This is a genomic window from Shouchella shacheensis (genome assembly GCF_001484965.1).
In the GTDB taxonomy this organism is placed as follows: domain Bacteria; phylum Bacillota; class Bacilli; order Bacillales; family Bacillaceae_D; genus Shouchella; species Shouchella shacheensis.
Genome location: NZ_LLYY01000003.1, coordinates 102,012 through 125,974, shown reverse-complemented (window position 1 = coordinate 125,974; position 23,963 = coordinate 102,012). Strand labels below are relative to the sequence as shown.

Annotated in this window: 25 protein-coding genes; 6 read left to right on the top strand and 19 right to left on the bottom strand. The window is 46.8% G+C overall.

Annotated elements, in window-relative coordinates; all coding sequences use genetic code 11:
• Positions 1–168: 168 nt before the first annotated feature.
• From AVZ68_RS06825 to AVZ68_RS06805, 5 genes are all read right to left on the bottom strand, one after another.
• Positions 169–2,604, bottom strand: a complete 2,436-nt coding sequence (locus tag AVZ68_RS06825) for a DNA translocase FtsK (RefSeq protein WP_245628074.1) — start codon at positions 2,602–2,604, stop codon at positions 169–171.
• Positions 2,605–2,782: 178 nt separating this feature from the next.
• A complete protein-coding gene (gene ytpR / locus AVZ68_RS06820; protein WP_059103772.1) occupies positions 2,783–3,388 on the bottom strand; it encodes a YtpR family tRNA-binding protein in 606 nt (201 codons plus the stop codon).
• A 55-nt stretch (positions 3,389–3,443) separates the two neighbouring features.
• Positions 3,444–4,250 carry a DUF1444 domain-containing protein gene (locus AVZ68_RS06815; protein WP_180316684.1) on the bottom strand — a complete coding sequence of 269 codons (807 nt, stop codon included), beginning with the start codon at positions 4,248–4,250 and terminating at the stop codon, positions 3,444–3,446.
• Between the two features lie 293 nt (positions 4,251–4,543).
• A complete protein-coding gene (locus tag AVZ68_RS06810; RefSeq protein ID WP_059103770.1) occupies positions 4,544–4,870 on the bottom strand; it encodes a thioredoxin family protein in 327 nt (108 codons plus the stop codon).
• A gap of 12 nt (positions 4,871–4,882) precedes the next feature.
• The gene (locus AVZ68_RS06805; RefSeq protein ID WP_059104029.1) at positions 4,883–5,893 is read right to left on the bottom strand and encodes a PTS sugar transporter subunit IIC; all 1,011 of its coding nucleotides are present in this window, start codon (positions 5,891–5,893) and stop codon (positions 4,883–4,885) included.
• Positions 5,894–6,020: 127 nt separating this feature from the next.
• On the opposite strand from AVZ68_RS06805, the gene AVZ68_RS06800 reads away from it, so the two are divergent.
• Positions 6,021–6,467 (top strand): YtoQ family protein, encoded by a 447-nt coding sequence (locus AVZ68_RS06800; RefSeq protein ID WP_059103769.1) that lies wholly within the window; start codon positions 6,021–6,023, stop codon positions 6,465–6,467.
• A 289-nt stretch (positions 6,468–6,756) separates the two neighbouring features.
• On the opposite strand, the gene AVZ68_RS06795 is transcribed toward AVZ68_RS06800, so the two are convergent.
• The gene (locus tag AVZ68_RS06795; protein WP_059103768.1) at positions 6,757–7,293 is read right to left on the bottom strand and encodes a DUF84 family protein; all 537 of its coding nucleotides are present in this window, start codon (positions 7,291–7,293) and stop codon (positions 6,757–6,759) included.
• A gap of 5 nt (positions 7,294–7,298) precedes the next feature.
• Complete coding sequence (locus tag AVZ68_RS06790; RefSeq protein ID WP_059104028.1) at positions 7,299–8,375, bottom strand: M42 family metallopeptidase; 1,077 nt, start codon at positions 8,373–8,375, stop codon at positions 7,299–7,301.
• A 243-nt stretch (positions 8,376–8,618) separates the two neighbouring features.
• Between AVZ68_RS06790 and AVZ68_RS06785 the strand changes: the two genes are divergently transcribed.
• Positions 8,619–8,921 (top strand): PepSY domain-containing protein, encoded by a 303-nt coding sequence (locus AVZ68_RS06785; RefSeq protein ID WP_059103767.1) that lies wholly within the window; start codon positions 8,619–8,621, stop codon positions 8,919–8,921.
• A gap of 181 nt (positions 8,922–9,102) precedes the next feature.
• On the opposite strand, the gene trmB is transcribed toward AVZ68_RS06785, so the two are convergent.
• Complete coding sequence (trmB, locus tag AVZ68_RS06780) at positions 9,103–9,756, bottom strand: tRNA (guanosine(46)-N7)-methyltransferase TrmB (protein WP_059103766.1); 654 nt, start codon at positions 9,754–9,756, stop codon at positions 9,103–9,105.
• Between the two features lie 86 nt (positions 9,757–9,842).
• On the opposite strand from trmB, the gene AVZ68_RS06775 reads away from it, so the two are divergent.
• On the top strand, positions 9,843–10,109 hold the full coding sequence (locus AVZ68_RS06775; protein WP_059103765.1) for a YtzH-like family protein: 267 nt from the start codon (positions 9,843–9,845) through the stop codon (positions 10,107–10,109).
• 92 nt (positions 10,110–10,201) lie between these two features.
• Here the strand turns inward: AVZ68_RS06775 and AVZ68_RS06770 are convergent, their stop codons facing one another.
• Entirely contained in the window at positions 10,202–10,978 is a 777-nt protein-coding gene (locus tag AVZ68_RS06770; protein ID WP_059103764.1) for a phosphotransferase, read from the bottom strand.
• A gap of 346 nt (positions 10,979–11,324) precedes the next feature.
• Here AVZ68_RS06770 and purU point away from each other — a divergent pair, with 346 nt between their 5' ends.
• On the top strand, positions 11,325–12,194 hold the full coding sequence (gene purU / locus AVZ68_RS06765; RefSeq protein ID WP_437182682.1) for a formyltetrahydrofolate deformylase: 870 nt from the start codon (positions 11,325–11,327) through the stop codon (positions 12,192–12,194).
• Between the two features lie 46 nt (positions 12,195–12,240).
• Here purU and AVZ68_RS06760 read toward each other — a convergent pair whose 3' ends face one another.
• The 6 genes from AVZ68_RS06760 to thpR form a co-directional block, all read right to left on the bottom strand.
• Positions 12,241–13,758, bottom strand: a complete 1,518-nt coding sequence (locus AVZ68_RS06760) for a BCCT family transporter (protein WP_157404598.1) — start codon at positions 13,756–13,758, stop codon at positions 12,241–12,243.
• Between the two features lie 114 nt (positions 13,759–13,872).
• Complete coding sequence (locus AVZ68_RS06755) at positions 13,873–14,604, bottom strand: SDR family NAD(P)-dependent oxidoreductase (RefSeq protein WP_180316683.1); 732 nt, start codon at positions 14,602–14,604, stop codon at positions 13,873–13,875.
• Between the two features lie 104 nt (positions 14,605–14,708).
• The gene (locus tag AVZ68_RS06750) at positions 14,709–15,026 is read right to left on the bottom strand and encodes a type II toxin-antitoxin system HicB family antitoxin (RefSeq protein WP_059103762.1); all 318 of its coding nucleotides are present in this window, start codon (positions 15,024–15,026) and stop codon (positions 14,709–14,711) included.
• 296 nt (positions 15,027–15,322) lie between these two features.
• Positions 15,323–16,009 carry an LrgB family protein gene (locus AVZ68_RS06745; RefSeq protein WP_059103761.1) on the bottom strand — a complete coding sequence of 229 codons (687 nt, stop codon included), beginning with the start codon at positions 16,007–16,009 and terminating at the stop codon, positions 15,323–15,325.
• Positions 15,981–16,382: a CidA/LrgA family protein gene (locus AVZ68_RS06740; RefSeq protein WP_059103760.1), complete on the bottom strand. Its 402-nt coding sequence runs from the start codon at positions 16,380–16,382 to the stop codon at positions 15,981–15,983. The genes AVZ68_RS06745 and AVZ68_RS06740 overlap by 29 nt, the downstream gene beginning before the upstream one ends.
• Complete coding sequence (gene thpR / locus AVZ68_RS06735; protein WP_059103759.1) at positions 16,382–16,930, bottom strand: RNA 2',3'-cyclic phosphodiesterase; 549 nt, start codon at positions 16,928–16,930, stop codon at positions 16,382–16,384. Before thpR ends, AVZ68_RS06740 begins: the two co-directional genes overlap by 1 nt.
• A 98-nt stretch (positions 16,931–17,028) precedes the next feature.
• Between thpR and cysK the strand changes: the two genes are divergently transcribed.
• Both cysK and AVZ68_RS06725 read left to right on the top strand, forming a co-directional pair.
• Entirely contained in the window at positions 17,029–17,964 is a 936-nt protein-coding gene (cysK, locus tag AVZ68_RS06730) for a cysteine synthase A (RefSeq protein WP_059103758.1), read from the top strand.
• A gap of 390 nt (positions 17,965–18,354) precedes the next feature.
• Entirely contained in the window at positions 18,355–18,573 is a 219-nt protein-coding gene (locus AVZ68_RS06725) for a DeoR family transcriptional regulator (protein ID WP_059103757.1), read from the top strand.
• Between the two features lie 112 nt (positions 18,574–18,685).
• On the opposite strand, the gene AVZ68_RS06720 is transcribed toward AVZ68_RS06725, so the two are convergent.
• The 4 genes from AVZ68_RS06720 to AVZ68_RS06705 form a co-directional block, all read right to left on the bottom strand.
• Complete coding sequence (locus tag AVZ68_RS06720; protein ID WP_059103756.1) at positions 18,686–19,408, bottom strand: pseudouridine synthase; 723 nt, start codon at positions 19,406–19,408, stop codon at positions 18,686–18,688.
• A gap of 7 nt (positions 19,409–19,415) precedes the next feature.
• Positions 19,416–20,603, bottom strand: a complete 1,188-nt coding sequence (locus AVZ68_RS06715) for an FtsW/RodA/SpoVE family cell cycle protein (RefSeq protein ID WP_059103755.1) — start codon at positions 20,601–20,603, stop codon at positions 19,416–19,418.
• Positions 20,604–20,901: 298 nt separating this feature from the next.
• Entirely contained in the window at positions 20,902–22,041 is a 1,140-nt protein-coding gene (ftsW, locus tag AVZ68_RS06710) for a putative lipid II flippase FtsW (RefSeq protein WP_059103754.1), read from the bottom strand.
• Positions 22,042–22,210: 169 nt separating this feature from the next.
• On the bottom strand, positions 22,211–23,809 hold the full coding sequence (locus tag AVZ68_RS06705; RefSeq protein ID WP_367576329.1) for a putative polysaccharide biosynthesis protein: 1,599 nt from the start codon (positions 23,807–23,809) through the stop codon (positions 22,211–22,213).
• Positions 23,810–23,963 lie beyond the last annotated feature (154 nt).

Sequence of the window (23,963 nt, the reverse complement as noted above, 5' to 3'; positions counted from 1 at the left end):
GCTTGAACACGTCCGAAGCAAATAAGCATCGTGTGGATGGGCGCTTGTTGCATGAGAAAGTTAAAAGCTCTTTTTCCGTAAGTAGCCCTTACACTCCTCCTGCGTCAACTGCCTAAGTCCTTCCCTATCATATAGAATCTTTGCCTAATCCACAAGAGGTCTATATGCTTAAAAAAGCTCTTCTATTGCGCTTGCTCCAACAAGCACCTGTCTTGGCTTGCTTCCCATTGCCCCTGAAACGACTCCTCGTTCCTCCATCATCTCCACCAGTCGCGCTGCTCGATTGTAGCCAACCCGAAACTTTCGCTGAATACTGGAGGCTGAAGCAGAGCCATGCTCTACGACAAAATAGCACACTTCTTCAAGCAGCTCATCTTCATTGTCGCCTTGTTCAAAAGCTCCCTGAATCTGTTCTGTATCAAAAGCATAGACGGGCTTTGCTTGTGTTTTAACGTGAGCCACTACGTCCTCGATTTCCTCATCTGAGACAAACGTCCCTTGGACCCGAATAGGCTTTGGCGTGCCGTTTTCGTGAAACAGCATGTCTCCACGCCCAAGTAAACGCTCAGCGCCTCCCATATCAAGTATTGTGCGCGAATCGGTTTGTGAACTTACAGCAAAGGAAATTCTTGTCGGAATATTCGCTTTGATGAGCCCTGTAATCACGTCCACTGATGGGCGCTGTGTAGCCACGAGCAAATGAATCCCGCATGCTCGTGCTTTTTGGGCAATTCGGCAAATCGCATCCTCCACATCCTGAGGGGAAACCATCATTAGGTCAGCTAGCTCGTCAATCACCACGAGCATGTAGGGAAGCGCTGGATTATTTTTCGCCTGTGAGAATTTTTCATTATAACGATCCACATCCCGCACCCCGTGTTGACTAAATAGCTCATAGCGTCGCTCCATTTCTGCCACCACCCATTTCAAAGCAGCAGTGGCTTGCTTTGCGTCCGTAATTACCGGGGCTATTAGGTGAGGGGCCTCATGATAAGGAGCAAGCTCTACCATTTTGGGGTCCACTAACAAAAGCTTGACTTCATCAGGCGTCGCTTTATAAAGCAGACTAACCAAAATCGAGTTAATGCAAACACTCTTCCCGGAGCCAGTTGCTCCTGCGACAAGTCCGTGCGGCATTTTTCGTAAGTCTGTCACGATTGGTTGGCCGGAAATATCAAGGCCCAACGCGACGGTCATGGGCGATTTCGGTTCAATAAAAACATCGCGCCGCAATATTTCACGCAGCAGTACAGGTGCGGACTTCCGATTCGGTACCTCGATGCCAATCGCATTTTTTCCAGGGATCGGCGCTTCCATGCGAATGTCTTTCGCGGCTAAAGAGAGCTTAATGTCATCGCTGAGATTGGTTATCTTGTTAACCTTCACACCGCGGGCAGGCTGGACCTCGAAGCGCGTAACAGCTGGCCCCCTTGTACGAGCAACCACTCGAGCATCTACATGAAAGCTAGTGAGAGTTTCCTCCAGCGTATGAGCTTGATCATCAAGCCAAGAGGAATCGTCGTCTATTCGTCTGTCGGGCATGCGAAGCAGTCCGATCGCTGGATGCACGTACCCATCTGCAACCGTTTTTTTTCGTCTAGGCATGGAAGAGGCTTGGGACTTGTCAGACAGAGGCTTCTTGTCCTTCGGCAGCATGAGTACATTGTAGGGAATGCTACTTTTGCTCGTATTCGTATTCCTTGATTCTGTTTTTGTAGTACCTCTGTCTGAAACGGGAGGTTGTTGATTCCCTTCTTTTTGCTTCTGAGGCTCCTCAAGGACCCCTACACTATCTGCTTCAAGCTGATGATTAACGTGCTGATTTGTCTTTGCTCGCCCCGGTTCGTTCAACTCGGGCTCCGGTCGCGCCTCTACCTGCTCTTGCTCTTTTTGAATGTCATCTCCTTGTTTCTCGATCGCTAGTGGCATCCCTATCTCGTTTTTTTCTTCTTCCTCTTTTTCAACATCTTCTTGCACGGCTTTTTCATGAATAGCAGAAACTGCTTCTGGCTGCACTTCCGGTTGAGTGAAAGGGACAACCTTGTTCTCTTCACCTTCTTCCTTGACAGCGCTTGATGAACCTTGCTCGGTTAGGGAGCTTGATTCGGGCAGTGGTTCTTTCATTCTCAGTTTTCGTAAAACATCCTCCTCAAATTCGAGCAAGTCCTGATGTTTCCGCATAAAGGCAGGCTGGTTGTCTTTCTTTTTAAGTGGTTGTGCGTTGTCGTTATGTAGGCGACGTGCAAAGTCAGCCTGGGTATCCCTTGTCTGAAAAATGAGCCAGTCATGTTCGCTATTCTTGTCCTTCCCTGAGTAGCCTTTTTGAAACCCATGTACAGGGGAAGGGATTTGTGTTGGCTCGAACGTTCCCTGAAAAAGCTGCTGTTCGCCGCTTTTAACGCCTTCCGTTTCTACTTTTTCATGTCGTTCACTCTCTTTTCTGCGGCTTTCATGCCTTGAAGGACGCTGGCTTCTCTCCATATCGAGAGGAAAACGAAAAGAACCGGCTTTCGGATACTCGTAGGTCATTCGTGCTTCTTCAAGCTCCTGACCTTGCCTGTTTTTTATTGGTAGATTTCGGGAGGGCGCAACTTTCTGTTCCACCTCTTCCTCTTCCCCCTGTTTAAATAACGATCTCTGAAGCCAGTCTCTGCATCTGTTCCATACGTTCACCTTTTATCACCCACTTTTCTTGCATAGTTTTAGTTTAAAGAGAGAAAAAGGCTGGCTTCATGCCGTCCATGAGCCAACCACAAAGGAAATTTCAAAAGCTGCTAATTCTCTACTCCTTAAACGACTGACCGACCTCTGCGTCGTCTTCTAATACGAGAATACTTTTTTCCTCTGATGCATCCTTAAGACCTAATTCTTTTGCTGAACAGATCATCCCATTGGATTCGACACCGCGCAGAACGGACTCTTTGATGACGAGTCCACTGGGCATCACAGCTCCAATGCGGGCAATAACCACCTTTTGCTTCGCTTCAACATTCGGCGCACCGCATACAATTTGCAACGTCTCATCGCCTACATCAACACGACAAAGGGAGAGCTTGTCCGCATTCGGATGCTTCTCCTTGGAGAGAACTTCACCGATCACAAAATGTTGGTTCCCGCTTAACTCAACGTCAAGCTCCACTTGATTCTCTGAGAATGCCTTTACAATGAGCGTCTTTAGCGCTGCGTTTACATCGCAGGGACCGTCTCTATTAATTTCACCGTACGTCGAGGCATTAAAAATGTTAACACCTACCGTTTCTCCGTCTTTTTTATCACGAATGATCGCCACATCGCCTGATTGTTCGACGACTTGCTCTTCACGTTCAATTTGTTCAAATGTCAGCAAAAGCGTATCCCCAACGCCTTTTAGATTATAGAAAGCATTCATTCCATACGTCTCCTTCGTTTGAGTAGACTTTTCCTAGTATAGCATATGCCCTCCGCTACTGAGATGGGCCTTTTGGTTTCTTTTGTGCCAGAATAAAGACGGGCTCAAGCGCGCCCTCCTCGACCATGAAAGGGAGCGCCGTCACCGGAACCCGTCCCTGACCAAAGAACTGCAAAGCCATTTGAGCGAGCACATCGTATCCCGTGTCGTTTTTTAAATCTGCAAAGATGAGGGCGTCCTGGTGAGGAATGGCAACCGCAAGCTCTCCGTTCACCTTTGCCGCCATTTTTTCAAGCAACGATTGATCAAGAATTCGGCTTGCATCGTATCCATCCTTTGCGGACAGGAAGTAAAAGTCATTCCCGGCTACTTTGTCCTGCTTGATTGGCTGAGGAAGGGAACGTACATTGAACTGAGCCATCTCTTTCAAGCGTGAGACGGTCATCCCACTCTCTTCTACTAGGTTCTGATCAATCAAGGTGTACGTCTCCCCTAAATCCACCGCGTAATAAATGCGCGTCTCGGCCGTGTGCTCATCAAACACAAGCTGTTTTCCATCCTTCGTTTCCGCTGGGAAAGACGCCGCACGAATAACCGGAAAGATCCGCTTCTCGTTGCCAGAAAGTGTAACGGATTTCGCCATTGATGCTAGGCCAATTTCCACATGACGAATAGCCTCCTCCACAGCCGCATATTCTTTGCGCTCCCATTTGGCTAATAGAGGCTTAAGCGCCAGCGTGACCCCTTTATTTATAGCTTCATCTTCAATGCGTAACGTGCCTTCTTTATAGTCATAACGAATGGTCCAACCATCTCGTTCTAGCTTTTTCTCTATTTTTTTTCGAAATGCTTGAAGCTCCACAAAAATTGCCTCCTTTATCATCCCTTACATTCTACCATGATTCTTATCTGAACCAAAGAATTACTACCGAAAGCGCCGGTCTGAAGAAACCTCGAGCGAGTGGGCGCCGCAGCTAGACATCGAAAAGCGGAGGCGGGTTGGTCAGGGGCGAGAATTTTGGAGACCTGACACAAAAAATCCCGATCTCGGATTTTGTTGTCAGGGCGAAAAATCTCGAAGCTCCTACCCTCCGCAGCTAGACTAAAAAGAGCTGCTTGATTTCACATGCGTGATCATCAACCAGCTCCTGACTTTTAGTCTATTTTTGCTTCAGCCCTCGTTAGAAAAGACTCGATCTCTTCTTCTGACTTTCGCTCCTTGGAGACAAAGCGATCGATTTCTTTCCCTCCTGAATAAACAAGAAAGCTCGGGATGCCGAAAATATCGTTCTCTACACAAACATCCATCAGCTTGTCACGGTCAACGTAATAAAACGTAAACGTTGGAAAATCCACTTCTAGTCGCGGAAGAAACGGCTCAATTACCCGGCAATCCGGGCACCAATCAGCGGAAAACAAGAAGACCGCCGTCTCTGTCTGTTTTATTTCCTCAAATTGCTCGACACTTTGTACGTGTTCCATATTCAATCTCCTTTATGCAGCTTCTATTTTCATATCATTTAGTTTAATATATCCTGCCTTTCGCATCCACTCTGAAGCAGCTAGACTTACGACCGCAGGGAGGAGAATATAGGCAACGAGGGCAGCAAGAACCACCTCTGTTGAAAACCCCATCTCCGAAAACGTCATAATCGGGCCAACCATGCCGCTTGTCCCCATGCCAGAGCCAGCAGCGTTGGAGACCAAATTAAACGCCATTGTTCCCACTGGGGCCGCCACCGCTCCCGCAAGCGTCGGTGGAATAAGAATCGTGGGCTTTCTGGCGATATTAGCCACTTGTAACATCGATGTACCAATGCCAAGCGCAACAACCCCCGACCAGCGATTTTCACGAAAGCTAGAAACAGCGAAGCCAACCATTTGCCCGGCACAGCCAATCGCTGCCGCCCCAGCGACAGCTCCGTCCAACCCTAACATAATCCCAAGCGCAGCGCTGGATATCGGGGCTGTAAGTGCCAGTCCCATAAGAATCGCTACAACGACACTCATCAACAGCGGCTGCTGCGCAGACGCCCACATGATCGTTGCCCCTAACTGCTGCATGCCATAGCCAATCAGTGGGCCGACACTTGCAGCCACAGCAAAACCAGAAAATATGGTCAGAAGCGGAGTGACGATAATGTCGATTTTCGTTTCTCCTGCTATAAGCTTGCCCACTTCCGCCGCTACAATTGAGGCAATGAAGCTGCCGGCAGGACCACCAAGAACCGCCCCAAAAGCTCCACAGGCAATGGTCGATAATACCACAAGTCTTGGGGCGGAAAGTGCAAGGGCTACAGCCGCGCCGATGGCCGCCCCCATCATATCCATTGCAAATTGTCCAGTGTCAATGATTGCCTGAACCTCTATTTGCTCCCCCACAGTACGTATAATAATGCCAATAATAAGGGTTGAAAATAGACCGAGCGTCATTTGACTCATCGCCTGAATAATGTACGTATGAAAGGAAGGTTTGACGCCTTTTCGTGCCATGAATGATTTCACGTTTTCCCTCTCCAATACTTTTTCCTTATCATACTTCATTGTATACTCTTCTGACAAGACACCTTTACATTTAGTAGGGATGTTTATATAATTGCCATAATTCGTTACAATGAAAGGAAGGATCACGATGGAATTGCTTGTCTATTTAGCTGGAGAGATCCACTCCGACTGGCGAACAACAATCAAAAATGAGGCCCATAAACGGGACTTACCGGTCCGATTTCAGGGACCAATGGAGAATCACGAGCGCTCAGATAACATCGGCGAAGAAATTCTTGGGAAACAACAAAGCGCTGTTTTAAAAGATGAAGCCGCTTCTAGTTTCAACAATTTTAGAACACAGATTTGGCTCAAGAAATCCGATGTGGTCATTGCTTTATTCGGTGAAGAGTACAAGCAGTGGAATACCGCAACAGATGCGGCAAATGCCGTCACCATTGGAAAACCGCTAATTCTCATTCGCCCAGAAAAGCTTCATCATGCGCTGAAGGAGCTTTCTAACAAAGCGCAGATTGTTGTCGAAACGCCTGAGCAAGCCATCCAGGCACTATCTTATATCTTTGAAGAGGACTGAAAAGAAAAGCGTAGGCGGGTTGCCCAAAAGCAAGAATTTTGGAAGGCCTGCACTAGAAATCCCGGGGTTGGATTTCGGTGCAGGACTGAAAAATCTCGAGCTTTTACCCGCCGGAGCTGGACAAACCGAAAAGCGTAGGCGGGTTGCCCAAAAGCGAGAATTTTGGAAGGCCTGCGCTAGAAATCCCGGGGTTGGATTTTGGTGCAGGACTGAAAAATCTCGAGCTTTTACCTGCCGGAGTTGGACACGGAAAACCCGCACATCACAGCGTGAGGCGGGTTTTCTGCTTTTAGTGATGATATCGCTTGGTCGCAAACATATACTGTCCATACAGCGATTGTACAATATGTGCGAAGACCTGCTTACGGTCCAGCCATTCGCTTGTAAAAAAACCGACAGCCCCAGTTGCATGGTTGTCCCCTCTTTCTTTCGCAAGCTCTTTCATGACTTCTCCGAGTTCCTTGCCTTGTTTCACACCCACCGCGGCGGCATCAGGCAAGTGCATTCGCAGTCCAGCAGCCGTGAATAGCAGTCCTTCTTCAGTCGCCAGTGCTCCCCAGTTGCAAATCATCAACCCGTCGCCTTCCGCTTCAAATACGCCGCCCTCGAGACCTAAACCGACCTCCGCTTCAACTAGCCCAAGTACCGCTTTAGCTCGGTTAACGGCCCCTTGTTTTGTTTCTTCGTCGGAGAAAGGCTGAGCACTAACAGAGGATGGCGCTTCCCTCGAAACTACAATCAATGGCTCTCGAATCAATGTCTCAGCAACGGCATGAACTTTAGCGCGGTTTTTTGTACCGACAGCAAGAATCCGATCCCTTTGCATACAGCTCATTTAAACGAGACGAGCGAATCATACATGGTTTGGTCAGAGGCTTTCACAAGCTTCGTTAGTAGTTCCTTCGCTGCATCGTAATCATCCACGTGAAGAATGGAAGAAGATGTATGGATGTAACGAGCACAGACGCCAATGACTGCGGAAGGGACTCCGTCTCCAGCTATATGAATTTTTCCAGCATCTGTACCTCCACCTGGAGACATGAAATATTGATAAGGAATGTTGTGCGACTCGGCTGTATCGAGCACAAAGTCACGCATGCCTGTGTGCGTAATCATGGTTCGATCAAAAATGCGAACAAGCGCCCCTTTACCCAGGTGGCCAAAGGCCTCTTTTCCGCCTGTGGCATCATTAGCGGGACTGGCATCAAGAACATAACTCAAATCAGGCTCAATCATCTGTGCGGCGGTTGTAGCTCCGCGCAAGCCAACCTCTTCCTGCACAGTTGCTCCCGAGTAAACCGTATTTAAGAGATTTTCCTCTTTTAACTCTTCTAAAAGCTCAATCGCAAGCCCAACGCCATAGCGGTTATCCCACGCTTTGGCAAGAATTTTTTTATTATTCGCCATTGGTGTGAAGGAGCACACGGGCACAATTGACTGACCAGGCTTAATACCGAGAGCGACGGCGTCCTCCTTATCATCGGCACCAATGTCAATGTACATTTTCGAAAGTGGCATTGGCTTTGACTTCTGCGACTTTTCAAGCAAGTGCGGAGGAGTCGAACCAATGACGCCAATCACTGGTCCATTGTCTGTAACAATCTCCACTCTCTGAGCAAGGAGTACTTGAGACCACCAGCCACCAAGTGTTTGAAAACTAATGAGTCCTTTTTCATTAATCGTTGTGACCATGAAGCCAACCTCATCCATATGTCCAGCGACCATTACTTTAGGACCACCTCCTTCCCCCCGAAGCACCCCAAACGTACTTCCCAGCTTGTCTTGGATAATCTCTTCGGTATGTTTGGACAGTTCTTTGCGTAAAAAAGTGCGAACATCATGCTCAAAACCCGGCGGACCCGGTAGTTCGGTTAACGTTTTAAATAGCTGCTTTGTTTTCCCGTTCATAATGGCCTCCTCAAAAAAATCCTTCACTAATTCTGATTCTTCGATGTTTCTAACTCCTCTCCTATCTTACCGAAAAAAAAAGATCGTAGCCAGCCAAACTCGTCCTTAAGCATGGAAATTTCTCAAACCTTTCGCTATACTACTAATAGCAAATGACTTTCAATTGCACAGCCTCTCCATAATGGAAAACAATCATAACATGAGTCATCTAAAAAAGAACGGAAATTGAAAGGATGTTGATTAATGAAACGTGTCTCTCTTGGACTTGGGATTGGGGTCGTCGTTGGTTTTCTAGTTAGCAAAAAAATCAAAAGCGATGCCCTTTCTCCTGAAAATGCGTTGAAGAAAGTAAAAATTGCCGTCAAAGAAGAACACAACGTCAGTGGGTCTTGGATCCACATGAAGCCAGAAACCATTGAACGCTTCGGCCTCAAATACAGCGCTTACCGCGGAGGCCTGACAAGCCCGACAAATGATGGAGTTGTTCAATATGAATTTCTTGCTGATACGAAAACGGGAGTACTCCTCAGTTTGGAGCAGATGTAACATCGAAAACCAGCGGTGCATGCCTCGTTGTTGGAATACCTCGAGATCACCAAGCGACATTGAACCGAAAAGCGTAGGCGGATTGCCTAGAAGCTAGACACAAAGGGATGCTCATGCGATGAGCATCCCTTTGTGTTATTCCCTTTTTAGAAACCGTCCGCTAAAGTTTTGCCACTTCTCCCTACGCGTTGGAAGAGGAACGAAGAACAGCTTCCAGTCGGTAAATTGGCAGGCCCTTAGCGACAAAGCGCTCCTCATACTCGGTCAACACATTGCCTTCCATCTCGCTGTTGTGAAGATCTAAACTTACATTGTTTAGGATAAGTCCGTACTTCGAAAAACTATGCAGCGAATACTCAAAAAGCGTCTGATTGTCGGTTTTAACATGAATGTCCCCGCCCGGAGTGAGGACTTCTTCATAGAGCTTCAAAAATCCTTCATGGGTCAGACGACGTTTTTCATGTCGTTTCTTTGGCCACGGGTCTGTGAAATTAATGTAGAAACGGTCAACCTCTCTAGGAGCAAAAAAGTCTCTCAGATTGGCTACATCTTCGCTCAAAAGCTTTACGTTTTCTAGATCTTCCTGCTCGACTCGCTCCATCGCGGTCAAGAGTACGCTTTCATACCGCTCAACGCCTATAAAAGAGGTCGCAGGATGCAACTTTGCCATTTCTGTTAAAAACTGTCCCTTCCCAGTGCCAACTTCGACATGTAACGGTCGCCCGTCACCAAATATCCCCTTCCACTTGCCGCGGTTTTCTCCGGGCTCTTGAACAACGATATGAGGTCGCTTCTGAATTTCTTCCCTTGCCCACGGCTTATGTCTCAAACGCATAATGACTCCTCTTTCCATTGTATAATTCATTGTTTTTCTACAGACGCTAAGATTATTCAAGAAGACTTATTTAGGAGGAATCTAACGTGCCCATCTCAATCGATCATAAATTAGGCCTTTTACGGGACCTCTTGCAAAATCACGTAAACGAACAACATTTAAGCTTAAGGGAGATGGAGCAAATTAAACAACTAGCAAATGTGCTTTCCGCCGATCCATCGCTTGACCCCGCCCTATGCGAAACTGTTGGAGCGATTTACCAATCGTTTGATCAACCGACCTCACAAAGCATAGAAAAACCACTTTCGACTACAAATGTGGAGAAATGGATCTCTGACATCAACCTTTTATAAAAATCCCTTACGAGTATTAAAACGGGGCAAACTGACAAATTTCCCGGGAAATTGTTCCGATCACAGCTCATCTTCAAGGAAGATGGGCTGTATTATGAAATAAGAGTTGATAAATATGTCCGAAAATCGTCGACTTGCTCCTCGTGTCCACGGCTGGCATGCCAAAGGATCTCTGAGATCGTTTGCGCGACCACATACCAGTGCATTCGTTTTCTAAGTGAGCCATTAAGTTCTACTCCGTACTGATGGAGCCAGTCTTCCCACTCTTTTTCTGGGACATAGGTATAAAGCAATAGCCCCAAATCCAAGGCCGGGTCAGCGACTGTTGCTCCATCCCAGTCAATCAAGTAAAGGTCGTCCCTTTCATCCACCAACCAATTGTTGTGGTTAATGTCACAGTGACACACAACATAGGGGTACGTTCCAAGCTGCTCCACTTGCTTGATTAAGTAATCCATTCCTTTTTCAATTAATTCATCTTTAATTTCATACAGCTGTAGCTGCAAGTGCATATTTCCAAGCATCATGCTAGGGACGAGCGGTTCGTTGCCGATGCGCATAAACATGTCGAGCAATTCACTTGAGTTATGAATTTTTGAAAGCATCAACGCGGTGCTTTCCGCGTTCATTTCGATCGCTTTTAATTCTCTTCCTTGGACCCAGTGCTGTGCTGTAATCACATCACCGTTCCCTAGTCGCTTTGTCCAAAGAAGCTTTGGAACAATCCCCTCTGCAGAAAGAACCGCAAGAAAAGGTGATGAATTTCGTTTTATGAATAATTGATAGTCGCCATGCCTTGCAAGATACGCTTCTCCCGTCGCGCCCCCTGCGGGCAAGACGTGCCATCCCTCTCCCAAAAACAATTCCACCCGATTCACCCTCAATTTCTTTCGCTTTTCTTGCGCTTCTTTACAGTTAGACCTAGTATAGCGCACTTCCCTTTAAAACCGTACGAAAAACTAAAACAAAAGAGGCAGAGCACAACAATGCCTGTGGCTCTGCCTTATCCTTCTTTGTATAGACTCTTTCCCAATTCATGAATACAATGGTACCAAAGAAGCGAAGAGGTCGTCAACGACTATATCAAAACTTAACACTCGTCAAATCTTTTATCATACTTCCATCCAATTTAAAAAATTTGACAAACGCTTCATTCTTTTGATTCAATATGGTAAGCCACACCTTGTACAACGTTTTTTGAACGGAGGAAAACCCTTGATTGATTCACACACGAAAAACCGAGCGCGTCTTCTAGTTGCTTGTCATGATCAGCCTGGCATCGTCTCTGAAATTTCAACTTTTCTTTATAGCCATTATGCCAATATTATCCAATCTGATCAGTACTCTACCGACCCAGAGGCTGGCATGTTTTTTATGAGAATTGAGTTTTACTGGAACGACTCACGGACGTCCTTTCAGGAAATCAGGCGAGACTTAGCACCTTTAGCTGAAAAGAGAAACTTTGAGTGGCGTATCGAGAAAGCGTCGCGAAAAAAACGGATGGCGATTTTTGTCTCCAAGGAGAGTCACTGTCTTTCTGAACTACTCTGGAAGTGGCGTGCTGGCGAATTTCATTGCGAAATCCCACTTGTTATTAGCAACCATAACGAAACCCGAGCAGAGGTGGAATCGTATGGCATCCCGTTTCACAAAATTGGAGTTGAAAAAGGGAACAAAACGGAGGCGGAAGAAAAAGCAATCCGACTCCTTCACGACCACGAGATTGACGTCATTGTGCTCGCACGCTATATGCAAGTTCTTTCCCCTACCTTTGTTCAAACTTTTCCGCAGCGCATTATTAACATCCATCATTCCTTTCTGCCAGCCTTTGTTGGGGCGAACCCTTATGCAAGAGCTTTCGATCGAGGGGTTAAACTGATCGGCGCTACGGCTCATTATGTTACGGATGATTTAGACGAAGGTCCGATTATTGAACAGGATGTGTTGCGTGTGAATCATCGTTTCACGGCCCGAGATTTGCGTGTAGCCGGTCGAAACGTAGAGCGGATCGCCCTTGCCCGTGCCGTTCACTGGCACTTACACGATCAAATCATTGTCCATAATAATAAAACGATTGTTTTCTAATGTGATCCAAAAACTCGCCATCTCAAAAAAGATGGCGAGTTTTGCTTTATGAACGGTTCTCTTCTTGCTGCTCTTTTAGCAGAAGCTTTGCCGTTTTTGGGGCAAGCCACAGGGTTGGCAGCATAAGCAGTGACACTGGCACGGCAGTCACAACAATAAAGGATTGTAGCGCATCAATGCTCCCTTCCCCTAAGTACAGAAGAACCGCTGCCACTGCCCCAAAAATCAACGTCCAAAACATACGTATGCTTCCAGCTGGGGTATGTTCACCAGTAATTGTCATTGAAATGGTATAGGCAATCGAATCCGAGGTTGTCGCCACAAAAACGCAGGTAACAATAATAAAGGAGACCGCAAACCACGTTCCAGCAGGAAGGTTCATCACAATGGCAAAGATCGAGGCAGGAAGTCCACCCTCATTAAGGAGGCCACTGACAGCGCCTGGACTATCGATTTCGAAGAACAGGCCAGTACCGCCGACAACCGTGAACCAAAAGTTCGTTACAACCGGCGCGAGAATCGCGACTGATAGAAATAGCTCTCGAATCGTTCGGCCCTCAGATATACGGCTTAGAAAGATTGCCATAATTGGAGCGTAGCCAATAAACCAGCCCCAGAAGAAGATCGTCCAGCCTGAAAGCCAGCCCTCATCACCCCGATACAAGCTCATCGGGAAGAAATTTTGCAGGTACGAGCCAAAGCCACTAACGAACTGATCAAGAATAAAACGCGCTGGGCCAAGCAAGAGGATCGCTACAGCTAAGACGAGCGTAAAAATAATGTTAAAACGACTCAGCCACTGTATGCCTTTGTGAATACCTGTGGCCGCTGACAAGGCTGAAATTCCGACTAAGATAAAAATCATGGCTAGCTGTGTCGGAAAAGTGTTCGGCAACCCAAAGACTGACTCAAGTCCATAGCCTGCCTGAAGGCCAAGAAAACCAATTGGCCCAATGGTACCTGCACAAGCCGCCAAAATTGAAAACACATCCACCAGTGTTCCAAGCACACTCCTTTTCATAATACGATTCCCAAAAATTGGGTAGAGCAGCGTTCTCGGTTTAAGAGGTTGTCCCTTCTTTTTCGCGTACATTAACACGACTACACCAAGCGTTCCGATGATACTCCAAGCAAGAAAGCCCCAGTGCAGAAAGCCTTGTGAGAGCCCTGCATGTAGTTGTGTCCCCACTGCTCCGCCTTCCTCGAAAAGCGGCGGTGTTTCCAAATAATGATACAACGGCTCTGCCGCTGCCCAAAATACGCCCCCTCCAGCAAGCAACGTCGTCATGACCATCGCTAACCACTTAAAGGTGGATGTTTCCGGTTTTTTGAGTTCTCCGAGACGCACAGAACCAGAATCAGTAAAGATCATCGCAATGGCAACGAAAAACGTAAGCAACATTAACACTTGCCAAAATGCACCAAAATAGCTGGAAGACCACGTGAACGTTTGATCAACGAAGTCCCCAACAGCTCCCGCATTAATGAGTGAAGCTATGACAAACACAAGCAGTGCGCCACCGCTTAGAATAAAAACGGGCCAGTCAAGTTTTAGATTCTTCAAGATTTCCCCCCTCAAATAAAAGCACAAGTGGGACACTTTATCATAGCTTTTCTCATGACGCAACAAAAAATGCCTTTTAATAGGTTTTATTAAAAAGCACTTTATGACTCTTGCCTAATGTTCATAGATCATTTTTCGTGTCATGCCTCCATCGATGATGTGTTCAACACCTGTAACGAAATTGTTCTCCCTTTCTGTTAAATACAGGCAGGCTCTTGCTACATCGCTTGGCTTACCCACCCTTCCGGAAAGGTGCTGGCGATGATCAACATCGCGAAGTTCTTCATCGCCGGTGTGAATCCATCCGGGTGAAATGGCATTCACCGTAATGTTCTCCTCTGAGAGCGTGGCGGCTAAAGCATGGGTCAAGGCAACAACGCCTCCCTTTGTCGCCGCATAAGCTTCTGAATCCGGCTCAGACATGGTGGCTCGAGTTGAGGCGATGTTGACGATGCGCCCGCCATGCGTATTTGTCTTCATCAGCTTAGCGGCCTCTCTTGAGCAGAGAAAAACACTACGCAAATTGGTTTGCATTGTCTCTTCCCACGCTTTGACTGTGAGTTGAAACAACGGAGTGAAGTCAGACATGCCCGCATTATTAATAAGGATATCCAAGGTTCCGTGCCGCTTTTTCACCTCCGCAAATAACCGAGTAGTCGCCTCCTCTTGTTTGACATCTGTTTCAATAAACTCTATGTTTTCCGAGCCTGCCAACACTTCTGCTTGTTCACGATCAATGTCAGCAATAACGACCTTTGCCCCAGCTTGTGCATATGTACGGGCAATGCCTTTGCCGATGCCGTTCGCTCCACCTGTGACCACCACAACCTGTTCACGAAAATCCAATTCAAGCACCTCCATCTTCCTATTCAATGCTATACCCAATTAGCCCACCTCTAAGCAAAAAAACGCTACACTTCCCATTCGGAAGCGTAGCGCATATTTGTCTGTTATATTTCTGCGATGGCCCGTAAACGACCATCGACTTGTGCAGCTTCCACTTCCTCCATGGGTGCCTCAAGAACAATGAGTTGAGCTGCCATATTCACCTCGGGTAAATGACTCACCCCATGATGTTTCGCCCAAAGGAACAGGGCCTCATCAAGATTAAGCTTCGCTTCGCTAAGTGTGTCTCCAAAGCCGACGCATCCATCTACTTGAAGCAGTTCTATCATATATTCAAAGCCGCCAAGCCAGTTAGGCACTCTTCTGACAAGCCAGTCGTAATCAGCCGCTTTGGCATCTGTAAGCTGCAGTCCTGTTTTCATTGGACAACTCCTTTCCATTTAGTTGCTCGCAGCTCGGTGCAGGACGTACCCGCCGGAGCTAGACAATGCCGAAAAGCGTAGGCGCCCTACTCACGAGCGACCAGTTCTGGAAGAACGGTAGGATCAAGCCCGCCTTTTGGCTTGATCTGACGGTCTAAAGAAACCTCGAGCGAGTGGGTGTCAAAGCTAGACAAAAATAACCCTCCAACGCTTCTCCGTTGAAGGATGTCGTAACTTTTCATTCGTTTCAAGTCTGCACATTTTTATTATAAGGGATCGAGCAGCCCGTTTCAATACTAATAAACGAGGTAAGTAAAGACGGGGGCCAGAAGAGAAACGATAATTGCGCAAATCGTCATGGAAACCGAAGAAACGGCCCCTTCTTTCTCGTTATCCTCGAGTGCTTTGGCCGTGCCAATTGCGTGAGAGCCAGCGCCGTAGCCGATTCCCTTCCCGAGAAAATGAGTGATTTTCACCCACTTAAAAAGGTACGGCCCAAACGTTGCCCCTGTTAAACCTGCCGCTGTTACTAAGATCGCCGTAAGAGCCGCTTCTCCCTGCAAACTGACAGAAATGTCCATCGCCACAGGCATGGTCACAGATTTTGGAAGGATGGAATCCAGCCATTCACGACCCAAGCCTGCGATTCGAGCAAGAATCCATCCACTGCCCATCCCCACCACCGCTCCAACGGTGATGCTTAGTAAGAGTGGACGAAGGTAGGTTTTTAGTAACGGGAGCTGCCGGTACAGCGGATAGGCTAGCGCCACAACCGCCGGGCCAAGCAACTGTGTCATCCAGTCCGATCCAAAGCGGTAGGTTTCATATGGAATTTGAAAAATAACAAGCATCACTGAGATAAAAGCCGTAGCAACAAGCAGCGGCAGAAGGAGAGGATGCGGAATACGTTTCTGGAGGGAACGAGCAACCAAGTAAACCGCAATCGTTCCGATACTAGCTAGCACTATGGTGAGTGTTTTCATTCGCTCGCTGTTCCCCCCTCTCCTGCTGGAGAGCCATCTTCTCTGCCATTCGCCCGCTTACAGTCATGACAATGCCTGTGCTAACCACCGCACTCACAATGAGCCAGGCCCCTTCAAATGAGAGTAGCTCCGGATAATTCATGACACCAACCGTGACCGGTAGAAACAAGAGCGGCAGGAACGCAAGCAAAAAATTGGCGCCTCTCTCAAGCAGCCTGGCAGGCATAATGTTAGAAACAAGCAGTACAAATAAAAGCAGCATTCCAATTATGCTCCCGGAGACAGGGAGGTGTAGAAATGCCGCCAGCCACTCCCCTAACAGGTAAAGCAAATAAAGGCCAGCAAGCTGACCGAGAACCTGAACGGCTTTCATCACGCTCTTCCCCTCAAAGGAAAAGAAAGCACAGACTCGTATTTAGGAGTCGCATTCATGTGCGAGCGATAGAGCGTATAGTTCCCTACACGGAAGTTCACGGATGGCTGGAGCTTCGTTGGCTGGTACCTGTACTCTCTTTGCCAGCTTCGAGCGACCGTTATATGGGGTGAAAACGTCCTCTTATCAACAGAAAAGCCCGCGTTTTTCAGGCTAGCCGTGAGCTGTCTTTGCTGTGTCTCTAGTGTATCGGATGGTTTGGTACCGATCCACAGGATGCGTGGCTTCTCAGCTGGCCCGAAAATGCCTTCGTCTCCAAGAGTAAGCGTGAACGGTTCAAATGTCTCAGTCAAACCACGACACATCTTTATATAGGTTTCCAGTTTCTCTTCTGTGGCACTTCCTAAAAAATGAAGCGTCATATGAAAATCAGCGGGATGGACCCATTTTTTAAAGAGCGATTGATCAAGACGTTTCAGCTCCTCAGCGATTGCTTGCTTTGCTTCCTTGGAAAGGGCAATCGCTAAAAAATAACTTGGCTGATTCATAGCATAGCCTTCTTTCTTAAATGTTCCTAGTATCGGGATTAAGATTCTTTAATGTGTTTATGATAAACTAAAACCATGTTTCTTGAAAGAGGTGACTTATGTTGAAAGTGGTTAACAATATGGGGGAATTGATTGGGGATACTCCACTCGTCCGTCTGAATAAAATCTCGCCTGCCAATGGTGCAGACGTTTACTTTAAAATGGAAATGAAAAACCCAAGTGGCAGCGTGAAAGACCGAGCTGCCTATGAAATGATTCTTCAAGCGGAAGCTCAAGGACTCCTAAAAGCAGGATCGACAATTATTGAACCCACCAGTGGCAATACAGGCATTGGTCTTGCAATGAGCGCCACAGCTCGAGGCTACAAAGCCATCATCGTCATGCCTGATACCATGAGTCAGGAGCGAATTAACCTTTTAAAAGCTTACGGAGCTGAGGTTGTCCTTACAAAGGGCGACAAGAAAATGCCTGGAGCTATTGAAAAAGCAAAGGAGCTTGCCACGCAGGTCCTAGATAGCTTTATGCCGATGCAGTTTGAAAACAGCGCGAACCCGGATGCGCATCGAAAGGCAACGGCTCGTGAAATTAAAAGCGACCTTGATTCTATCGACCAGTCGCTCACCGCCTTTGTCGCAGCCTCTGGAACAGGGGGAACGATTACCGGTACGGGCGAAGAGTTGAAAAAAATGTACCCAGAGGCGACCGTACACGTGGTTGAGCCAGCAGGATCGCCAGTTCTATCCGGAGGCGAGCCAGGCCCCCATAAACTTGTAGGGACAAGCCCAGGGTTTATTCCTCCTATCTTGAACGAGAGCGTCTATGACGAAATTTTTCGTATTGAAGATGAAGATGCTTACCGCATCGCCAGAGCACTTGCTAGAATGGAAGGAATTCTTGTTGGTCCGTCATCCGGAGCCGCCTGTTACGCCGCACTGGAAGTAGCCAAACGCCTTTCTCCGGATCAAGTGGTTGTCGCGATTGCCTGTGATACTGGAGAGCGTTACCTCTCCACCGACCTGTTTCAATTCGAGTAAGCAAAGAAAGCACTTGAGATTCTTTACGTCTCAAGTGCTCTGTAAACAAATAGTTCTCTCTAGATTTTAAACAGAAAACGCACCATGGTTTATGCCATCAATCACAACATTTTTCACCCTGTAATCAGTATCGTTCGGATTTTGCTTCTATTTTAAGAGTTATTCACTGTTTCACATAATTTCTTTTTTGCTTCTTTTAGCAGATTCGTGTACACTATAAGTGTCTAAGGTTGCAATTGCTAATGTGTAGATCATGAGGATGCACGAACTTCCCATACAGCCACCACCTCACCTAAGACGATATGGCTTTTGAACCGGTACATTATGGAGGTTCTAAACGCGTAGAATAGGGTATAGGTATAGTGACGAAGATGAAGAAGGAGTGGTTTTTTGAAAGCTTCAACTGATCGTATGCTGACTCGAATTAAGTCCATCTACTTGTATATTAAACAGGAGGGAACCGTCACGACGAATGAATTAGTTGAAGAGTTCGGCATCACGCAACGTACGGTACAAAGGGATTTACATGTACTGGAATACAACAACCTTGTCACAAGCTCTGCCCGAGGCAAATGGAGGGCAACAGCCAAAAAAACGAGTGTCTCTTAAATAGCAAAAAATCCGAAAAGCGCAGGCGTTCGAAAATGTTGGAAGGCCTGCATTAGAATTTCTGAGCTTCTACACGCTGGAGCTAGACCAAACGTCTCCATGAGTCCTTGACTCATGGAGACGTTTGCTCGTTAAGCGAGGCCGCACGCTCCTCTTCGCTAAGCTCGCGATACTCTCCTGAGCCAAGCGCTGCGTCTAGCTGAAGATCTCCAATTGATTCACGCTTGAGTTGCACCACTCGTTTATCCACAGTGGCAAACATCCGCTTTACTTGGTGAAACTTCCCTTCTGAGATGATGACATAGACAAAGGATGTCTCCCCTTGCGAGACGATCTCAAGGTGACCGGGCTTTGTGACATACCCATCTTCTAGAACAACTCCTTCTTTAAAACGAGCGACATCCTCGTCTGTCACTCTCCCCTCAATTACTGCAGCATAACGTTTGGGTACGTGTTTTTTCGGTGCCATGAGCCGGTGTGAATAGCTCCCATCGTTGGTGAGAAGTAGCAACCCTTCTGTGTCTTTATCAAGCCGGCCGACAGGGAAAAGCTGTTTATGTCCCCAATTATCTTTAACAAGATCGATCACAGTTTGATGAAGATTGTCCTCTGTGGCAGAGACAACCCCTTTAGGTTTGTTCAGCATAAGGTAAACAAATTTCTGGTAGTTGATGTGCTGCCCTCTTAGTTCAACCACTTGAGCGCTTGGGTCCACATGTCTTTTTCCTTCCTTAACAACTACTCCATCCACTGTGACGAATCCCTGTTTTAGCCATTGCTTGACGTCTTTGCGTGAGGCTTCACTGGTCGATGCCAGCAACTTATCCACCCTCATTCGTCTATTACCCCTCCTCATAATTTTTAGCAAACATATACGTCTTTGTATGGGCTTTGATGCTTAGAACAAGTCCAACAGCAAGCGCAGATGTTATTAAAGAGGTTCCTCCATAGCTGATAAATGGCAACGAGAAACCAGTGATTGGTAATAGCCCAACGTTCATTCCAATATTTTGAAAGACTTGAAAGGCGAATAACCCGCCGATCCCAGCACAGACCGTTAAATCAAACTGGCTTGTTGACTTAAAACCAACCATCACAATCGCATAGAGCAAAATGAAATAGAGACTGATGACAACACAGGCGCCGATAAAACCGTGCGTATGCCCAATGATCGTGAAAATAAAATCAGAATGGGCTTCCGGGATGTAGAAATCGTTGGTGCCCTCGATTCCGGACAATCTCCCTGATCCTACTGCACGAATGGCAAGCTCTGCTTGGAATCCGTACCCTTCCTGCGCAAATTCCGTTGGATTGAGCCAACCATGAAAGCGATTCTCCTGATAGGGTTGCATAAAACGGAAAACATAGCGCTCCACGAATTCCAAATGGTTATGGTACATATACACAAACGATAAAATGCCTGCAGCAGGCAATGCGATCATGGGAATGATCACTTTCAAGCTGATTTTTGAAACGAGCATCACCGCCACAATCATGGCAGCCAGCATCATGATTGAGCCCATATCCGGTTGGTCGGATAAGAGCACCACAACTGGCAAGGCCAAAAGAGCCATCTTGCCGATAAGCCAAAGATCACTTCGCATTTTTGAAGGACCTTCTCGGTGCTTCGATACTACGACAGCGAGCGAAATTAGCAAAAGCAGACGGGTAATCTCCGCAGGTTGGAAAGCTCCTATAACAGGGATGGCCAACCACCGGGTCGCTCCGTTACGAGTAATCGCCGGGCCTTCCGCACTCGCAGGTAACAGTGCTAAGACCACAAGAAGCAGAACGCCAAACGCGTACGTAAACCAATGTAACTTCTTCACATAATCTAAGTCGATATATGTAATACCAATGACGAGTAGAAAAACACCAATATAAAAGATAAATTGACGTATCGCGAAATTCGTTCCGTACTGCTCGAGCTGCTGCGCCTCGTAAATATAAAAAACGCTTATGCACATGAACAAGAAGAGCAAAAACAATATATTGTAATCTATTTTTGGTTTCAATTGTGTAGCACCCACTCTCTTATCCCCTTATTATACGACAAAACTAGCTCTTCCACGATGGGCATTTTTACTCCCTTCATGACATTGTCTAAGGGCTCTCGCCACTGAGCTCACGTTAAATTTATCTTCTGTTTATGCCTGGATCGAGTACCAGCAAGCACTGCTGTTCTACCTTACCTTTCCACGAGCGTTCTTGGACAGATGCTTCTACTAAACGTTTTGGTATAAACGTCTCTTGTGAAGGTCCTACCAAGAAAATAGAGGAAGCATGGGTGTAGCCACCGCTTCCTCTAAGAGCTTTTTTCATCTAAAACTAGGCGGATCGTGAATCATCCTTTGTTTGTGTAAGCTCAAAGCGTTTGTTGTATCTCGCAATGTTTGCCAGTATCGCGATCGACGTTAGCGTAATAAGTAAAGACGAACCTCCGTTTGAAACAAGTGGCAGTGTGATCCCCGTGATCGGCAACATTCCCGAGACGGCCCCAATATTAAAAATCACTTGAATTGCTAGCTGAAACACAATTCCGAAGGCAAGCAAGCTCCCGAATGGACTTCTGCATTTCGTTCCAATACGCACGCCTCGAAAAAGAATGACCGCATAGGAGACGAAAACAAAAAGCACGCCGAGTAGACCTAACTCCTCGGCTATAATGACAAGAATGAAGTCCGTATGTCCTTCAGGAAGATGGCGGAGCTTCTGCAAGCTCTGCCCAAGGCCTGTCCCAGTTAAGCCGCCATTTGCCATGGCCATATACCCGCTAATCAGCTGCCAGCCTGATCCGCTCATATCTGCAAACGGATCAGAGAATGAGACAATTCGGCTTAGCCGATAAGGTTCCAGTATGGCAAGCAAACCAAACACCACGCCCCCAACCGCACCGAGTCCAATTAAATGACGCCAACGCGCTCCCGAAAAAAAGACGAGCAAGATCGCTGAAAGTAAAATCGCCGTTCCTGTTCCAAGGTCGGGTTGAAACATAATCATAGCAAAGATAACACCGACGACAATAAGCGGAGGCATAACGCCGTTCACGAAATTATCAATATACGCTTGCTTTTTCGAGTAGACTTGCGCTAAATAAATGACAACCCCGAGCTTCACAAATTCAGATGGTTGCATTCTGAACGGGCCAATCTGAAGCCAGCGTGTTGCCCCGGCCACATCCGTACCAACCAGTAAGACAAGAGCTAGTAAAACAACCGATCCTAAAATAATGAATGGGGTTAGCTTTCTATAAAAACGAAATGGAAAATGCATCACAACAATAAATACACCAGTTGCAAGCAAGAACCAGACGACTTGTCTGATGATGAAGTAGTACAGATTCCCATCCTGAGTCGTGTACCCTTCCACATAGCTTGCGCTAAAAACCATTAAGAGGCCAAATAACGCAAGCGCAAACGTTGTTCCTATGAGAATCCAATCGTTGTCCCTTCGTAAGGAATACCTCATTTTTGCCCTCCAGCGGGTACACCGCATGAGCCCCCGAATAATATGTGAGCGTATAACTTGATTCATTATATCAAAGCTTCATAGCAAGCAAAAGAGGGTTTTAGCCAGAACAATTGTCGAAAATTATCTAGTTTCCCACCTTCCTGTTGAAAGCAACAAGGTACGACCACTAAAGCTTAAACTTTTCACCTAACACTTTCCCAGCGAGATGTGAACGGATCGTTAAATAAAAGAAAACAACCCCTCCGACTAGAACACCTACAAGTGTGATAAAGAAGCTCGTCGGTCTGGTAAGCGATCCAACCACTACCTCCAAGCCTTCGCCCGTGACCCACACAGCCAGTCCCATAACCGTAGTAATCATCACAATCAGCAGCATTCGCCTAAATACAAGACTGTAGTTAAACTGAGCGAACTTCCCAATTGCCCATACATTCATGGCAATCCCAACACCAAAACCGAGGTAGGTGGCCCAGATCGCCCCTGGTGGCCCGAATGTGACCATAAATACATGATTGAGCGCTAATTTAATTGCAAGCCCAACGAGAAGTGAGGCGATCGCATACTTCTGCCGACTCATTCCCTGAAGAATCGAACCTGTTACCGCATAGAGTGAGAAAAACAACGTCACCGGGCCGTAGTAAGCGAGCGTCTGTGCGCCAAGCGGTAAGTTTTCAAAGCCGTAGAGCGCAGCAAAAATCGGCTCCGAAAGCACTGAAAGCCCGACAGACGACGGGATGCCAATAAAAAGAATGACTTGATACGTTTGCGTAATATAGCCTTGGAGAAGCTTCATGTTTCCTGCCGTATACGCTTTTGTAATCGTCGGAACGAGTGTAATCGATAGCGCCGTCGCCAGCGCCATTGGAATCAAGACAATCTTGTGAACGGTCGAGGTCAATATCCCTAAATAATCTTCTGACTGGTCGCCCATTCCAATTTGGGTAAGCGCCCGATCGATCGTTGATACATCGATCATTTGAAAAAGTGGAATGGAAAGCCCGACAAACGAAAGTGGCAAGGCATAAGAAATCAGTTCCTTATACATTTTCGGCAAGGAGGGCTTATGATGCACTTCACTCGACTCGACCTTTGCCAAGATGGAGGGCCGCTGTTTGAAGTAATACCAGCCAAGCACGGCTAAGCCGCCAATTCCCCCAACAAAGGCACCAATCGTCGCGAAACCGATCGCGAGCGTAAGATTTCCTCCTGCTACATTGAGAATCAAATAAACGGCCAGTAAAATAAAGGCGATCCGTACAATTTGCTCAATGACTTGAGAGACGGCCGTTGGGACCATGGAATGAAAGCCTTGAAAATAGCCGCGAATGATACCCATAACCGGTACAACAATAAGGGCAATGCTTACCATACGAATCACAAAGGTCGCATCGTCCACTGTAAACATCGCGTGCTCGTTCTCTTCAAAAATGAGAGGCGCAATCAGCGGAGCAATCGAAAAAAGCAGTAAAAAAGCAATAATCCCGGTGATCATCATAAAAAAGAAACTAGACTGAAAAAGTCGGTGAGCGGTTTTATAGTCGCCGACCGCGTGGTACTTTGAGACGAATTTTGACATCGCAATAGGCACACCGAGCGTGGCTAAGCTAATGAATATCGTATAGGGCACATAACCAACCTGATATAGCCCGTTCCCTGCCTGGCCCACCAATGCGGTAAACGGGACAACATATATAAAACCAAGTATTTTTGATAGCAATGTTGCAATCGTTAAGGCTTTCGCCCCTTGCATGAGCTTTGAATCCACCCTGTCTTCCTCCCAGCACTCTTGCTAGCTAACTAAAAAAAGTCTCTCAAGCATTTTAGCATAATTGAACAGAGAATACCTACAGGACCTACAGACGGATTATACAATTAAAAAAGAAGCGATAACCACAGGGGCTCTCTCGCTTCTCTCTTAC

What these genes read in the sequence shown, in the direction of transcription:
- AVZ68_RS06790 (WP_059104028.1), bottom strand. Translation starts at nt 8,375, where the DNA reads ATGAACGGGAAAACAAAGCAGCTATTTAAAACGTTAACCGAACTACCG.
- AVZ68_RS06720 (WP_059103756.1), bottom strand. Translation starts at nt 19,408, where the DNA reads ATGAGGGTGGATAAGTTGCTGGCATCGACCAGTGAAGCCTCACGCAAA.
- cysK (WP_059103758.1), top strand. Translation starts at nt 17,029, where the DNA reads ATGTTGAAAGTGGTTAACAATATGGGGGAATTGATTGGGGATACTCCA.
- AVZ68_RS06750 (WP_059103762.1), bottom strand. Translation starts at nt 15,026, where the DNA reads ATGAAAACAGGACTGCAGCTTACAGATGCCAAAGCGGCTGATTACGAC.
- ytpR (WP_059103772.1), bottom strand. Translation starts at nt 3,388, where the DNA reads ATGAATGCTTTCTATAATCTAAAAGGCGTTGGGGATACGCTTTTGCTG.
- thpR (WP_059103759.1), bottom strand. Translation starts at nt 16,930, where the DNA reads ATGAATCAGCCAAGTTATTTTTTAGCGATTGCCCTTTCCAAGGAAGCA.
- ftsW (WP_059103754.1), bottom strand. Translation starts at nt 22,041, where the DNA reads ATGAGGTATTCCTTACGAAGGGACAACGATTGGATTCTCATAGGAACA.
- AVZ68_RS06745 (WP_059103761.1), bottom strand. Translation starts at nt 16,009, where the DNA reads ATGAAAACACTCACCATAGTGCTAGCTAGTATCGGAACGATTGCGGTT.
- AVZ68_RS06800 (WP_059103769.1), top strand. Translation starts at nt 6,021, where the DNA reads ATGGAATTGCTTGTCTATTTAGCTGGAGAGATCCACTCCGACTGGCGA.
- AVZ68_RS06785 (WP_059103767.1), top strand. Translation starts at nt 8,619, where the DNA reads ATGAAACGTGTCTCTCTTGGACTTGGGATTGGGGTCGTCGTTGGTTTT.
- AVZ68_RS06810 (WP_059103770.1), bottom strand. Translation starts at nt 4,870, where the DNA reads ATGGAACACGTACAAAGTGTCGAGCAATTTGAGGAAATAAAACAGACA.
- AVZ68_RS06740 (WP_059103760.1), bottom strand. Translation starts at nt 16,382, where the DNA reads ATGAAAGCCGTTCAGGTTCTCGGTCAGCTTGCTGGCCTTTATTTGCTT.
- AVZ68_RS06795 (WP_059103768.1), bottom strand. Translation starts at nt 7,293, where the DNA reads ATGCAAAGGGATCGGATTCTTGCTGTCGGTACAAAAAACCGCGCTAAA.
- trmB (WP_059103766.1), bottom strand. Translation starts at nt 9,756, where the DNA reads ATGCGTTTGAGACATAAGCCGTGGGCAAGGGAAGAAATTCAGAAGCGA.